The sequence below is a fragment of the Pseudoalteromonas sp. XMcav1-K genome, from assembly GCF_044005875.1.
Classification (GTDB): Bacteria; Pseudomonadota; Gammaproteobacteria; order Enterobacterales; family Alteromonadaceae; genus Pseudoalteromonas; species Pseudoalteromonas spongiae.
In genome coordinates this window covers 98,526-110,837 of sequence record NZ_JBIPJE010000025.1, presented here as the reverse complement: position 1 = coordinate 110,837, position 12,312 = coordinate 98,526, and the positions used below count along the sequence as shown (strand labels likewise).

16 protein-coding genes are annotated in these 12,312 nt (G+C 40.2%); 5 read left to right on the top strand and 11 right to left on the bottom strand.

Annotated features, from left to right (window positions below; translation table 11 throughout):
* Window positions 1–182 (top strand): DUF3718 domain-containing protein (locus tag ACHSBP_RS03420; protein WP_395388151.1); only part of this gene is annotated, 182 nt, incomplete at its 5' end.
* An 85-nt stretch (window positions 183–267) separates the two neighbouring features.
* Here the strand turns inward: ACHSBP_RS03420 and ACHSBP_RS03415 are convergent.
* From ACHSBP_RS03415 to ACHSBP_RS03405, 3 genes are all read right to left on the bottom strand, one after another.
* Entirely contained in the window at window positions 268–948 is a 681-nt protein-coding gene (locus ACHSBP_RS03415) for a response regulator transcription factor (RefSeq protein WP_010561387.1), read from the bottom strand.
* Window positions 929–2,557: a HAMP domain-containing sensor histidine kinase gene (locus ACHSBP_RS03410; protein WP_336435847.1), complete on the bottom strand. Its 1,629-nt coding sequence runs from the start codon at window positions 2,555–2,557 to the stop codon at window positions 929–931. The genes ACHSBP_RS03415 and ACHSBP_RS03410 overlap by 20 nt, the downstream gene beginning before the upstream one ends.
* 399 nt (window positions 2,558–2,956) lie before the next feature.
* Window positions 2,957–3,097: a hypothetical protein gene (locus ACHSBP_RS03405; RefSeq protein WP_158523452.1), complete on the bottom strand. Its 141-nt coding sequence runs from the start codon at window positions 3,095–3,097 to the stop codon at window positions 2,957–2,959.
* 221 nt (window positions 3,098–3,318) lie between these two features.
* Here ACHSBP_RS03405 and ACHSBP_RS03400 point away from each other — a divergent pair, with 221 nt between their 5' ends.
* The gene (locus ACHSBP_RS03400; protein ID WP_395388150.1) at window positions 3,319–4,182 is read left to right on the top strand and encodes a diacylglycerol/lipid kinase family protein; all 864 of its coding nucleotides are present in this window, start codon (window positions 3,319–3,321) and stop codon (window positions 4,180–4,182) included.
* A gap of 72 nt (window positions 4,183–4,254) precedes the next feature.
* On the opposite strand, the gene ACHSBP_RS03395 is transcribed toward ACHSBP_RS03400, so the two are convergent.
* The gene (locus ACHSBP_RS03395; RefSeq protein ID WP_100914420.1) at window positions 4,255–5,073 is read right to left on the bottom strand and encodes a YggN family protein; all 819 of its coding nucleotides are present in this window, start codon (window positions 5,071–5,073) and stop codon (window positions 4,255–4,257) included.
* A gap of 278 nt (window positions 5,074–5,351) precedes the next feature.
* Between ACHSBP_RS03395 and ACHSBP_RS03390 the strand changes: the two genes are divergently transcribed.
* A complete protein-coding gene (locus tag ACHSBP_RS03390; RefSeq protein ID WP_040641207.1) occupies window positions 5,352–5,531 on the top strand; it encodes a PA3496 family putative envelope integrity protein in 180 nt (59 codons plus the stop codon).
* 289 nt (window positions 5,532–5,820) lie between these two features.
* Here the strand turns inward: ACHSBP_RS03390 and ACHSBP_RS03385 are convergent, their stop codons facing one another.
* From ACHSBP_RS03385 to ACHSBP_RS03375, 3 genes are all read right to left on the bottom strand, one after another.
* Window positions 5,821–6,261, bottom strand: coding sequence for a MarR family winged helix-turn-helix transcriptional regulator (locus ACHSBP_RS03385; RefSeq protein ID WP_100914421.1), 441 nt, complete (start codon window positions 6,259–6,261; stop codon window positions 5,821–5,823).
* Window position 6,262: 1 nt separating this feature from the next.
* On the bottom strand, window positions 6,263–6,745 hold the full coding sequence (locus ACHSBP_RS03380; protein ID WP_054979349.1) for a glutathione peroxidase: 483 nt from the start codon (window positions 6,743–6,745) through the stop codon (window positions 6,263–6,265).
* An 82-nt stretch (window positions 6,746–6,827) separates the two neighbouring features.
* Complete coding sequence (locus tag ACHSBP_RS03375; protein ID WP_010561380.1) at window positions 6,828–7,700, bottom strand: LysR family transcriptional regulator; 873 nt, start codon at window positions 7,698–7,700, stop codon at window positions 6,828–6,830.
* A gap of 142 nt (window positions 7,701–7,842) precedes the next feature.
* On the opposite strand from ACHSBP_RS03375, the gene ACHSBP_RS03370 reads away from it, so the two are divergent.
* Window positions 7,843–8,994, top strand: coding sequence for an iron-containing alcohol dehydrogenase (locus tag ACHSBP_RS03370; protein ID WP_395388149.1), 1,152 nt, complete (start codon window positions 7,843–7,845; stop codon window positions 8,992–8,994).
* A 35-nt stretch (window positions 8,995–9,029) separates the two neighbouring features.
* Here the strand turns inward: ACHSBP_RS03370 and ACHSBP_RS03365 are convergent, their stop codons facing one another.
* The 3 genes from ACHSBP_RS03365 to ACHSBP_RS03355 are packed head-to-tail and all read right to left on the bottom strand — an operon-like array spanning window position 9,030 to window position 10,863.
* Window positions 9,030–9,332, bottom strand: a complete 303-nt coding sequence (locus ACHSBP_RS03365) for an AzlD domain-containing protein (RefSeq protein ID WP_395388148.1) — start codon at window positions 9,330–9,332, stop codon at window positions 9,030–9,032.
* Entirely contained in the window at window positions 9,326–10,012 is a 687-nt protein-coding gene (locus ACHSBP_RS03360; protein WP_395388147.1) for an AzlC family ABC transporter permease, read from the bottom strand. The genes ACHSBP_RS03365 and ACHSBP_RS03360 overlap by 7 nt, the downstream gene beginning before the upstream one ends.
* Before the next feature lie 26 nt (window positions 10,013–10,038).
* Window positions 10,039–10,863: a helix-turn-helix domain-containing protein gene (locus tag ACHSBP_RS03355; RefSeq protein ID WP_395388146.1), complete on the bottom strand. Its 825-nt coding sequence runs from the start codon at window positions 10,861–10,863 to the stop codon at window positions 10,039–10,041.
* Between the two features lie 219 nt (window positions 10,864–11,082).
* Between ACHSBP_RS03355 and ACHSBP_RS03350 the strand changes: the two genes are divergently transcribed.
* On the top strand, window positions 11,083–11,736 hold the full coding sequence (locus tag ACHSBP_RS03350) for a cytochrome b/b6 domain-containing protein (protein WP_395388145.1): 654 nt from the start codon (window positions 11,083–11,085) through the stop codon (window positions 11,734–11,736).
* Between the two features lie 70 nt (window positions 11,737–11,806).
* Here the strand turns inward: ACHSBP_RS03350 and ACHSBP_RS03345 are convergent, their stop codons facing one another.
* Complete coding sequence (locus ACHSBP_RS03345) at window positions 11,807–12,256, bottom strand: cytochrome c (RefSeq protein ID WP_010561374.1); 450 nt, start codon at window positions 12,254–12,256, stop codon at window positions 11,807–11,809.
* Between the last annotated feature and the right edge of the window lie 56 nt (window positions 12,257–12,312).

The window sequence follows — 12,312 nt, the reverse complement described above, 5'->3', positions numbered from 1 at the left end:
CGGCAAATGAGCAAGATGGTAAATTACGTCGCTTACTTAAGCAGGAAAACAAAAACGTACGTAAGGCTGCTGAAAATATTTTATGTAACGGCAAATCACTTGAAGCGTTTGCGCAAGACATCAAAAACGCAAAAGTAGCGAAACAATTTAGCGATAACACAGACTATATTGCTAAGCGCTAATAAACCAATTACCTGAAGTTAAAAGGGCGAGTTTACTCAAGTAAACTCGCCCTTTTTGATTTTTAAAGCCCTGCGACCTTGGCAATTATGCACAAACCAATCGGTAGCCTATGCCTCGCTTAGTTTCTATCATGCTCTCGTCTTGATCTGACAGCATTAGCTTTTTACGTAACTTACCAATATAAACATCAACAACATTGGTCATTGGATCCATTTCCATACCCCAAACATTGCTTAAAATGCGCTCGCGGCTAAGGTACTTGCCAGGGTTTGTCATTAGCAGTTCAAGTATCGCCATCTCTTTAACCGTTAGTGAAATTTCTTTATCTGCCAAGGTTACAATGTAGCTGTCACGATCAAATCTCAACTCTTCAAACGTTAAGGTATTCGAACGTGCTTTTTGCGATGGCTTGCGACGCGTAACCGCTTCAATTCGCGCCAAAAGTTCTTCATAGGCAAAAGGCTTAGTTACGTAATCATCTGCACCTAAACGTAAGCCATGCACAATATCCTGAGAAGCATCCATGGCGGTCAGCATAATGATTGGAATCTCAAAGTTTTTAATGCGTAATGCCTGACACACTTCTAAGCCGTTTAAACCCGGAAGCATTATATCGAGCAAAATCAGATTAAAGTCGCCTTCAAGCGCCAGATCTAATCCTTCTTTACCGTCGCTGGCGCGCACCACAAAGTACCCTTCAGCACGCAATCCACGCTCTAAAAAACTCGCTACGCGGTCATCGTCTTCAACTAATAAAATTCTCATTACGTTCCTCACCATTTAATGGTAATAGTATAGTCGCCACAGAGCCTACACCTGAAGCATTTGATTTTAAACTAATATGACCGCCATGCGCATCAACTATCGCTTTTGCAACAGGCAGACCTAACCCCGAACCCGGTGTGTTTGAACGGTTACTACGATAAAAGCGTTCAAAAACATTTTCCAACTCTTGCTTAGTAACACCCTGACCTGCGTCAATTATTTTAATAATAACCACTTGCTGACGACACAATACTTTAACTTCTGTAACCGCATGTTCAGTCGAGTAGCTAAGTGCATTTTCTAACAAAATCATTAGTACTTGGCGAATTCTACGTTCATCAAGCTCAAGACTGATCTCTTCGCTAATATCAAATACTATATCTTGTTTACGCTCTTGCGCTTTACGACGGTACACATAACACAAATCCTGAATCAGCTTTGATAGATTCACTTCACTACAAGAAAGCCTTAACTCACCTGCGCTCGACCGCGCAACTAGCATCAAATCATCGATCAATGCAGTGGTGTGACTTACTTGATCAACAACTGCAACAAGGGTTTCAAGGTAATCATCAACATTCTCTGAATGACTGCGTAACAAGATCTCTGATTCACCGCGAATTATTGTAAGAGGCGTGCGTAATTCATGAGAAATATCAGCTAAAAATTGGCGACGCTGCTTATCAACATAGGCCAATTTTTCGTTACTCAAAGCCAAGGCTTTTGTCCGCTCTTGTACTTTTTCTTCTAGCTGAAGTTTAGCCTCACCCAATTCTGTTTGTTTTGTTTTTAGCTCACTTGCCATAAAGTTTAAGGCATCTGCAAGCTTGGCAAATTCGGTGTCTTTTAGTTTTGGAATACGGTGTTCTAGTTTGCCGGCTGTAAACTGGCTAGCTGCAAACTGAAGTTGTTTTGTTGCCTTTGAAATACGCTGCCAAAAAAACCAAATGGTCAGCATCATAAACAAACTTAATAGCCCGAGTGCAATTGCCAAGTAGCGGTTATTGCGCTCAGACATAATTTTACTGTTATCACGGATCGCTTCAGCCTGTAAATTTTCTTGCTTTACGGCCTCACTTATTAAGGCATTAAATTCAGCATGCACGCCCTGTTGCTGCAATAAACGATACAGGCTTTGCGCTTCAGATAATTCACCACGTGTAATAAGCGACCTGATTTCTTGCGAAGTCGTAATAATGCGCTCAACTTTTTGTGTTACTCGGTCTAACAACGCGAGTTCATTTTGCGTGCTGACCTCAGGTGCCAAAGCTACTTTTTTTAACAGGGAATTACGTACTTCAACAATTGCTGTACGCAACTTTTGCTCATTTTCTTCGCGTAACTCAGGCGCAAGCACGATGCCATTGCGCGACATTTCACCGATCGCAACAAGCTTTTCGAAAGTGTAAAGGGCAATATTTGAATACTGGTTAAGAATTTTATGAACAAGTTCTGATTTTTGTGCATTGTCTTTAAAGCGGTTTGAACTATCAAAGTAAAGACCTGCCATCGCTGAGCTGAACAGTGAAATAATCACTAACGCGATAAGTAATTTATGAGTAAGGCGACTTTGGATTTGATAAGGAAGGTGATTCAACTGCTTTTCCATTCAATGGGTTACCAACTAACTAGTGCATAAATACTAAGTTAGCCGTAAATTTGCGAGTTTACTATATTGTAAGAAGTAAAAAGAGTTAATAATTCACCTACCTATTAACTCTCACAACAACAATATTGGGATTGCGTTCCTGTCCCCTGAAAATACCATCGACTTAAATATTCTTACGTCAATTAAAGCCGACGGTAATACAGGAACGCGAGACATATAGTAATGACAACAGCTAAATTAAGCCTGTTGAATTAATTAAACTTTCCTAAGTCATATTTAAAAATTAGTTAAACAACATAACTGACTTTAAAAAGCATTAGATTATTAAATAAAAAAGGCTGTAATTTATAAAATTACAGCCATTTAAACAGGTGCGAACGGTCGCAAATAAATCATCATTTATTTATATGCAACTGCGCCTGCTAATGCGAGTTTTTTGCCATAGCGGTTTAACTTAGCCAATAAGCTTTTTTTACCGTTATTAGAACGAGTTAATTGACCTTGAGATTGGCCACCTTGATTTAACGTTTGTTTAGTCATGTGATTGCTCCTGTTGTTTAACTAGGTGCTATTTTGCGTTCAAACATGGTTAAAATCCAATCAATAAAATTACCATTTTGACATGAATTTTTCTAATGCGAAATTAAAGTAACTATAGTTGCATATAAACTGCATAAATGTGCAAAACCCAATCCTATCTATTTGACCTAAAAGCCTTAAACGGGCAAGCTTGTGCTTAGCGTTTTATTAATCACCATTTCATGAATAAACATTATCTAATTGTTTTAAACCCACTACCAAATAAACAAAAAAAATATTGGTTAAATTGGCTCGTTACCACCTTAAAGCAGCAACAACATAGCTACTATATTTTTACGACCTCAGCAGTATTAGCGGATAACCAACTTTTCTTTAAACAACATTTGGCAGAGTACACTGAAGTGATCATGCTGGGTGGTGATGGCACGCTGCACTTGCTAGCCAATTGTATGGCTTACAGCAACAAACCAATTACCGTTTTGCCGTGCGGTACAGGTAACGACTTTATGCGCAATTTTGCCTATAGCAAACAACAACTAAAGCAGTTAGTACAAAGCGATCGCGTAATCACGATTGATTTAGGAAGAGTTAATGCGCGTTATTTTATTAACAGTGCCGGCGTAGGCTTTGACGCTGAAATCGTAGAGCGTACCAAAGGAAATAAAGGCTGGTTAGCGCGTTTCAGCTATTTATATCATACCCTTGCTTGTCTTGTATTCTTTAAGGAATCACTCTTATCATTACAGCAGCAAGGTAAAGAAACGCATTATAAAAACTTTCTTACGGTGTTTGCTAATGGCAAATACTTTGGCGGCGGTATGAAAATTGCGCCCAACGCAGAGCTAAACTCGTCGCACTTAATGCGTTACAGTGTAGAAAAAACGCATTTAGCCAAAAAGCTTTGGGCTTTACCTAAGCTCTATTACGGTAAACATATTTCGCTACCAGAAGTGAAGGAACACGCATTTACACAACTTGAAGTCTTAACCCCAAACTTGCCTGTGCAAGCAGATGGAGAATCTGCAGGCTACACACCTTTGGTGATTGAAGTAGCTAAAAGCGCGTTAACGATAAAAATAATTTAACACCATAAAAAAGGAGCCTAGGCTCCTTAACATTGATGACTGACGCTTTAATCTAAATTCAATATCCTTAATTTAGATTGATGACTTTTTAGTTTCGACTTTAAATACATCGTAATTTGCAAGTGCCGGAATACGCGCTTGTAACTCATCCTCTTGCATTGCTAGGTCTTTAAAGTCAAAACACATTTGGTCGGCTCTTTGCTCAATATTCTTCGCTTGTAGCTCAACTTTTTCTTCTATTTGCTCGCCCATACGTTCCATGCGCTGCTCAAACTCGCTCATATCACCACCAGAGCTTAACATTTCGCTACCTAGCGTAATCAGCAAGCTGCCAATGGATTCCATAATCATTTCTTCCATTGCTTGTTCCATTTGCTGGTCGAACTTACTATCGAAGGTATCGCCAATGTTATCGAAACGGCCTTGATCCATAATGAATGTGCCACCGTCATAAAATGCAGCGTGAATTTCATCGCCAATCTCAGACATCATTTGTTCCATTGTAGCCATATTTTTTAAGCCAAATGCATTGCCCACTTCGCTTAGGGCAACACCTGCTAACGCGACACCTTCCATCGCAATCTCAGCCACTTGTGGAACCTGACCGCGCACATCGCTAGAGTAACGGGCAAGTAATGTTTGATCCGCTGCAGAAAGTGACTGCGCTTCGCCATTAATCTGCAAGTTACCATCTTGGTCAATAACCACTTCACCTGAAGCGGCTTTGATATTAACCGTATCAGGTGTAATTGATAGGGTGTTGTTAAATTCTAAATTGCAGCTATCCGACGAAAAGCTCATATTGCTATCGTGACCATCTTGATGTGCTACTGCATTTGTTGATAAGCCAATACACGCTGCCACTGCTGTTGTTAAAAGTAATTGTTTCATAGTGATTCCCGTATCTTTTGCGTTTTAATTTTTTCTCTTGTTGATATAGCTATATCAAGGTCAGTGCCAATTCTAAAAAACATATAAAATACATATAGATAACCATTTTCACGTGCCTTTAAGAGCTTCTAAAAAGCATGTAAAAACTAAAAAATAGTAAATTTAACCATATGATTTGTGTATTTGACTAAGTTAATTGAAATATATTTACTTGCGCAAAATACAATAATGGTTATTACTGTTTATGAGTGCTTAAACATTTAATGTTGAGGGTGATCATGAAAGACAATTACCAAAACATAAACAATCAAGAGCCGCTAAATAGCGATTTAGAAAACAACCAAGAAAACGAACATAAACGCGAAGTTAAAAAGCGTTTAGAAGATATTTTAGAAAGAAAGCGATTACGTAAATCCATTGGCATGGATGACACCCACAATTACTGGGATGAGCTATAACAGCATTTCGCGCCATTGTTTAAAAACAATAATTAGCCACTGTTGATGTTTTATGTGGCGGGTATTGCACACCCCTAATTCCAAACTTAGTCACACAAAAATAATAAAAACAGCCAATACAAGTTAAGCCATAGAAGTAGAGCGTGTTGATCTTTGTGGTCTAAATTCTGTTTAAATCCAAAGCTTTTTGATCGCGGCGTTGTCTTGTAGGCCAGCGGACTAAGTCAATAAGCAACAACAAAGAACAAAACGCTTTAGTTAATCTGAACACAGTTAACCTAAATTTAGGTTAACTGTGTTCGTTTAACTGCAACATTAAATCACCGAGCAATGCTTTTAGTTGGGCCGCTTTATCAAGATCTAACCCCACTTTATCTACCAGTTGTGAAGGTAGGCACGAAAGCGACTGCTGTAGAGAGTTACCGTAATCAGTTAAATAAATACGTACTTTTCGCTCATCCCAATCATCACGCCTGCGCTCAATTAAGTTGTTGTCGGCCATACGCTTTAAAATAGGCGTTAATGTATTATTATTTAAAATTGCCTGCTGCCCAATTTCACCTACAGTAACACCATCTTGCTGCCATAAAATCAGTAAAATAACGTACTGCGGATAAGTTAGTTTGTATTTGTCTAACTCAGGCTGGTAAAGCCGCGTCACTAGACGTGACGCCGCATAAATTGGAAAGCAAAGTTGATTTTCTAACAGTTGCTCGGGCTTACTTGCCATACTATTGCGCCAGTGCTTTTTCGATATAGCTAGCAAGTGCGTCAGGTTTTGTTGTTGGGGCAAAACGCTTAACTGGCTTGCCATCTCGGCCAATTAAAAACTTAGTAAAGTTCCACTTAATTTTATTGCCTAAAATACCCGACAATTCAGTGCGTAAATACTTATAAAGTGGGTGGCTATTTTCACCATTTACATCGATTTTCTCTGTCATAGTGAAATCAACGCCATAGTTAATTAAGCATTCACCCTGAATTTGTTCTGGCGAGCCCGGTTCTTGTTGGCCAAACTGATTACACGGGCAACCAATAATCACTAAACCTTGGTCGCTATACTTTTTGTGTAACGCTTGAAGACCTTCATATTGCGGTGTTAAACCACACTTACTCGCAGTATTTACGACTAATACGACTTTGCCTGCAAAATCTGCAAAGTCGATATTCTGACCTTGCAAACTGTTAATACTAAATTGATAAAATGGTGCCATTAGCTTTCTCCTCTATTGCAGCCAATATATCGTGCACGATATAATCGCACAATAATAGTTCAGAAATTGAAATAAATCGCGGTCATCTCGATTTAAACTCTTCAATTAAAAAATCTATTAATAAACGTACTCTTAAGGGCATTAGATCACGGTTGGGGTAGACCAGCCAAGAAGCGTTATCAGCAACTTGATATGAGTCTAATAAGCTTACTAATTTGCCACTTTCAATATAGTCACCAACAATATCATACGCTAGATGCGCAATGCCTAAGCCCGATAAACACGCTTGCAACAGCGCTTCTCCATTATTGCTGCGCCAACGTCCAGCCACCTTAAACTCTTTAATATTGTCGCCCATATTAAAGCGCCAACGGTTAGTCACCGCTATTAAACAATTATGCTCTATCAATTGCTCTGGGTGGCTTGGTGCAGGAAACCTTGCTAAGTACTCAGGCGATGCAACTAAAGTCATAACACGTGTTGAAAGTGGCCGCGCAATTAAATTAGAGTCAGCCATTCGGCCAAATCGAATCGCTAAATCAACGCCTTCGGCGATCAAATCTACATTGCGGTTATTAAAATCCATGGTAATCGACACTTGTGAATAACGCTGACAAAACTGCGCGAGCTTAGGTGCAATTTGCTTTGAGGCAAAATCGCCAGCACACGAGATTTTAATCTTGCCCTTCGGCTCTTGTTGTTCACCTTGCAGCGCTAGGTTAGCCTCTTCCATTGCAGATTGAATCGAGTGTAATGAGGCTGCATATTGCTGCCCAGCTTCAGTTAAATTAAGCGAACGCGTTGTTCGTTTTAACAGCGCAACACCCAATCTCGACTCTAATTGCGAGACGCTACGGCTAATATGTGATGTTGACACATCAAGCACTTTAGCAGCTTGAGTAAAGCTACCACTGTCCACTACAGCCAAAAATTCGTTGATCCCTTGCCAGTTCATACCGATCACCTATGCAAAAATAGAAATTAGAACACACTTATTATTGCATACATGCAAAAGTGATTTGTCAACAGTGGGGATTATCCCAACTCAGAAAAACGTTAGACTGGCTTTAATTACCGTACCTAATTGAGGCAATACAATGGAATTTAGTTTTGTAAATCCAACTAAAATTATTTTTGGCCAAGGCCAAATCGCGAGTATTCAACACGAGATCCCACAGTCAGCAAAAGTACTGGTTATTTATGGCGGTGGCAGTATCAAACAAAATGGTATTTACCAGCAGGTAACCGATGCCCTAAGTGAACACCAAGTTTTTGAATTTTCGGGTATTGAGCCAAACCCGAGTTATGAAACCGCAATGCGTGCCGTTGCAAAAATAAAAGAGCACAACATCGATTATTTACTTGCGGTAGGCGGTGGCTCCGTTATTGATGGCACTAAGTTTATTGCTGCTGCGGCCAAGTTCGATGGTGAACCATGGGATATTTTAGCAAAAGCAGCAGAAGTAACAGACGCCCTGCCAATTGGTGTTGTACTTACCTTACCTGCGACAGGCTCGGAATCAAATAGCTATTCAGTTGTGTCTAAGCTCGACACCAACGACAAACTGCCGTTCGCAAGTGAAAAAGTACAACCAAAGTTCGCTGTACTTGATGCACAAGTAACAAAAACATTACCTGAAAGACAATTAGCGAACGGTGTCGTTGACGCATTTGTGCACGTTATGGAGCAATACTTAACATTTGACCATGGCGCCAAAGTGCAAGATCGCTTTGCTGAAGGCTTATTGCATACGCTAATTGAAGATGGACCACGTGTGTTCGCAGAACCAGATAATATGATGGTTCGTGAAAACCTAATGTGGTCGGCAACTATGGCACTAAACGGGCTAATTGGTGCCGGTGTACCACAAGACTGGTCTACACATATGCTTGGTCATGAAGTAACTGCATTATACGGCTTAGATCACGCGCAAACTCTCGCGATTGTGCTGCCACGTATGATGAACGCTATGCGCCAACAAAAAGAAGCGAAGTTATTGCAGTATGCTGAACGTATTTGGGGTATTACAGAGCAAGATAAAAACTTAGCCATTGACCAAGCGATTGAAAAAACCGAGGCGTTTTTCCACTCGGTAAACATGCCAACACGTTTAAGCGATTACCAGTTAGATGAAAAAGTAGCTGATGCCGTCGTTGAACAACTTGAACGTCACGGTATGACTGAACTGGGTGAAAGCCAACAAGTAACACTTGATATAAGCCGCGCAGTATTAAAGGCGTCGGTTTAAGCGCCCGCTTCTAAACTCTAACTGCTTTAAAGCAGTTAGAGTTTCAGTAAAAAAAACACCACTAAACTCACCACGGTAGTGACATATAAACTCTTAAAGCGATATGCCAGTAAAACGGCAACACCTGCTGCTATTAAATACGGATTATCGAGCGAAATAGCCAACTCCCCCTGTTGCACAAATACAATCGGTACCCAAATCGCGGTAAGTACACAGGGCGCGCTAAAACTTAAAAAACGCTGCATTTTAGGCCCAATGCTAAAGGGCAAACGCTTAGATAAAAATAAAAAACGCGTTGTGAACGTGACGCATGCCATCAAAAAAATAATCTCTAGCATTTTGCACCTCGTCTGCTTTCAAGCACATAACCCACACTCATGCCCAGCAGCGCTGCGAAAATAAGTCCAAGTTCAAATTGCCACAGTTTAAAAATAACAATACTAATAGCCGAGGTTAAACACGCAATTAGCACTGGCCAATTGTTGATGCTTGGGATCACCAAAGCGATAAAAATTGAAGCGATCGCAAAGTCTAACCCAAGCTGGGTGAGGTCCGGCAGTAATGCCCCTGCTACAACACCAATGAGCGTCCAAATATTCCAAGCGATATAAAAGCTGCCGCCCGCAACTAAGGCGTAAACTAGCCTAACTTTCCCTTGATATGCCCTATGGTGATGTGAAAAAACAAAAAGCTCATCCGTTAGTAGAAAACCCAAGCCTAAACGCCACTTAAGCGGCTTATCAATTAAACGATGGCGCACACTTAAGCCATACAAAAAGTGGCGAGCACTAATAATAAAGGTAGTGACTAAAATGGTGATAAGTGAAGCGTTACCAGCAATTAATTCTATAGCAACAAGTTGCGCAGAACCGGCAAACACCAATAGTGACATCAGCTGTGCCTCTAACGGACTAAAACCCGATTGCACTGCCAGTGAGCCACATAAAATACCCCATGGGATCACCGCTAGATTGAGTGGGAGCATATCCCAAAACCCTTTAGCAATTGCTGTTTTCATTTAATTCTCGTTGATTGATCAGTAATTTATGAGGCTTTATAAAGCACTGCCTTACTGTACTGCTTAGGGGTTAACCCCATATTCTTCTTAAAATATCGATGAAAGTGACTTTGGTCATAAAAACCAACAGATAGTGCCACGTCATTAATCGCAAGCCCCGAGCGTAGCATTTGCTTGGCACGATTTATACGAAATTGCGTTTGATAAACATGCGGTGTCATACCTGTTTCAGCCTTAAACTGTCGAATAAAGTGAAACGGACTCATATGAGCAATCGCGGCAAGTTCGGTCAGACTAATATTATCGAAATAATAATCGCGCAAATATTCAAGCGCAGTGTTTAGTTGTGGTTTGCGTGATAGCCCTTTTAAATTAAAAGCACTTTTATTATGGCGAGCAATTAAATTAATTAATAATTGATACAATGCTGACTGCTTTGCCAATACACTTTTCTCAGTCGCTAATAAATCGAAGGTTAACGCCATTTGCTGTGCTAACACAGGGTCGAACACTACCGCTTGTTCAAAATAGGGCGCGCCTAGTTTTGCTTTACCAATATCATCCGTTAGCCCTTCAAATAACTCTGGGGTTGGATACATAGCACGGTAACCCCAGCCATGCTCAGTCGCAGTTTGGCCATTATGCACTTGGTCTGCATTAACTAAGATAATACTGCTTGCTGGCGCAACATGATTTGCACCACTGCGAAAAAACCGCTGCGCACCATTTTCAATTAGCCCTATGGTATAGCCTTCATGACTATGGCGTGCGAAATTCTGCTGCTTGTACTGCGCTTTTAGTACTTCGAGTCCATTTAAATCCTGATGATATTGAAAGACTGTTTTTTCCATGAACGCTTCTCAAAAATAAAGGGAGCAAAATATTTACACAATCAGTATAGCCAAGCGGTTTTTTTAAAATTGTACAAAATTGCTCAATAGCATTTTTTATGATGTTTAACGTATTTGCTTACCGTATTTATCTGATTTATGGCAACATAGTAAAACTTCAATTTGGGTCTAACGACCTTAATTAATGGTTTATTTTTATAACACGCTTTAGGGGCCAAAATGCAAAAAACACAAGTATGGGATGGATTTATCCGTTTTTTCCATTGGAGCATGGTCGCATTGGTTGCAACACTTTACTATTCGGCTGAAAACAGCCTTATGGAAGTGCACTTTGTCGCAGGCTTCACACTATTAGCACTATTAGCAACACGTATTATTTGGGGCATTATCGGCAGTGATACTGCAAAATTATCGGCATTACTGCATTCACCCAAAAGCATTATCGCAGCGATTAAAGGGCAACAACAAGCTAAACCAGGGCACAACGCAGCTGGTAGTTATATGGTGATCGCGTTTCTTATATTACTTATTTCGCAAGCCGTTACGGGTTTAATGACCACAGACGATATAATGTATGATGGCCCGTTAGTGGCTATGGTAAGCAGTGACCTATCGTCGCTTGCTGGCAGCTTACACCACAAAATTTTTGACTTAATCTTGATTGCTATCGCACTGCATATTGCAGCTATTGTTATTTATAAACTAAAAGGTAAAGCACTTGTGCCGCCTATGATCACAGGCAAAACAGCAGAAAGTTATGAACAAAGTGTCAAAATGAAAAGCGGTTGGCTAGGTTTTGCGATTTTTGCAGTGCTTGCCACGTCTATTCTCTACGTTTGGGGCGCTGAGTCAATTAGTACATTGATTGGCTAAACTAACACCAAGCGCTCACATTAAAAAAGGTCAGCATATGCTGACCTTTTTTTGCGATTAACTTAAGCAATTAATCTTTGAAAGACTTGTGACAATCTTTACAACCTTTTGCCCAGGCGCCAAATGCAGGTTTAATTACTTTTGGGTCACCTGACTGTGCAGCAACAGCTAGTTTATCTGCATAATCAGCAAACGCATTTGCTTTTTGCATAAACGTTTCATTGTCTGACCATACAGCTGCTAATGCAGACGTATCGCCTTTATCTGTGCCCGCGTAAAACGCTTCCCAAGGCATTTTTGATAATGCTGCAGCATTGTTAGCACGCATTTGGAAAGTTTCCGCGTTAAATTCAACTTTACCTTTCAACATATCGCCCATATTTGCGATTTGCGTACGAATTAACTGAAACGCTTGTTGACGGTATTCGATAGCATCCTCTGCTTCTTTGAATGCAGGGTTAGCGTTTGCAAGTGCTGGTGCAGCAATTGCAGCTGCAAGAACTAATGTTCTTAATTTCATAGTTTGCCCCTAATATTATTAACTTACCAATTATTACAGCATCCCATTCAATGCTG

What these genes read in the sequence shown, in the direction of transcription:
- ACHSBP_RS03380 (WP_054979349.1), bottom strand. Translation starts at nt 6,745, where the DNA reads ATGGCACCATTTTATCAATTTAGTATTAACAGTTTGCAAGGTCAGAAT.
- ACHSBP_RS03375 (WP_010561380.1), bottom strand. Translation starts at nt 7,700, where the DNA reads ATGAACTGGCAAGGGATCAACGAATTTTTGGCTGTAGTGGACAGTGGT.
- ACHSBP_RS03350 (WP_395388145.1), top strand. Translation starts at nt 11,083, where the DNA reads ATGCAAAAAACACAAGTATGGGATGGATTTATCCGTTTTTTCCATTGG.
- ACHSBP_RS03410 (WP_336435847.1), bottom strand. Translation starts at nt 2,557, where the DNA reads ATGGAAAAGCAGTTGAATCACCTTCCTTATCAAATCCAAAGTCGCCTT.
- ACHSBP_RS03390 (WP_040641207.1), top strand. Translation starts at nt 5,352, where the DNA reads ATGAAAGACAATTACCAAAACATAAACAATCAAGAGCCGCTAAATAGC.
- ACHSBP_RS03355 (WP_395388146.1), bottom strand. Translation starts at nt 10,863, where the DNA reads ATGGAAAAAACAGTCTTTCAATATCATCAGGATTTAAATGGACTCGAA.
- ACHSBP_RS03395 (WP_100914420.1), bottom strand. Translation starts at nt 5,073, where the DNA reads ATGAAACAATTACTTTTAACAACAGCAGTGGCAGCGTGTATTGGCTTA.
- ACHSBP_RS03385 (WP_100914421.1), bottom strand. Translation starts at nt 6,261, where the DNA reads ATGGCAAGTAAGCCCGAGCAACTGTTAGAAAATCAACTTTGCTTTCCA.
- ACHSBP_RS03360 (WP_395388147.1), bottom strand. Translation starts at nt 10,012, where the DNA reads ATGAAAACAGCAATTGCTAAAGGGTTTTGGGATATGCTCCCACTCAAT.
- ACHSBP_RS03400 (WP_395388150.1), top strand. Translation starts at nt 3,319, where the DNA reads ATGAATAAACATTATCTAATTGTTTTAAACCCACTACCAAATAAACAA.
- ACHSBP_RS03405 (WP_158523452.1), bottom strand. Translation starts at nt 3,097, where the DNA reads ATGACTAAACAAACGTTAAATCAAGGTGGCCAATCTCAAGGTCAATTA.
- ACHSBP_RS03365 (WP_395388148.1), bottom strand. Translation starts at nt 9,332, where the DNA reads ATGCTAGAGATTATTTTTTTGATGGCATGCGTCACGTTCACAACGCGT.
- ACHSBP_RS03415 (WP_010561387.1), bottom strand. Translation starts at nt 948, where the DNA reads ATGAGAATTTTATTAGTTGAAGACGATGACCGCGTAGCGAGTTTTTTA.
- ACHSBP_RS03370 (WP_395388149.1), top strand. Translation starts at nt 7,843, where the DNA reads ATGGAATTTAGTTTTGTAAATCCAACTAAAATTATTTTTGGCCAAGGC.
- ACHSBP_RS03345 (WP_010561374.1), bottom strand. Translation starts at nt 12,256, where the DNA reads ATGAAATTAAGAACATTAGTTCTTGCAGCTGCAATTGCTGCACCAGCA.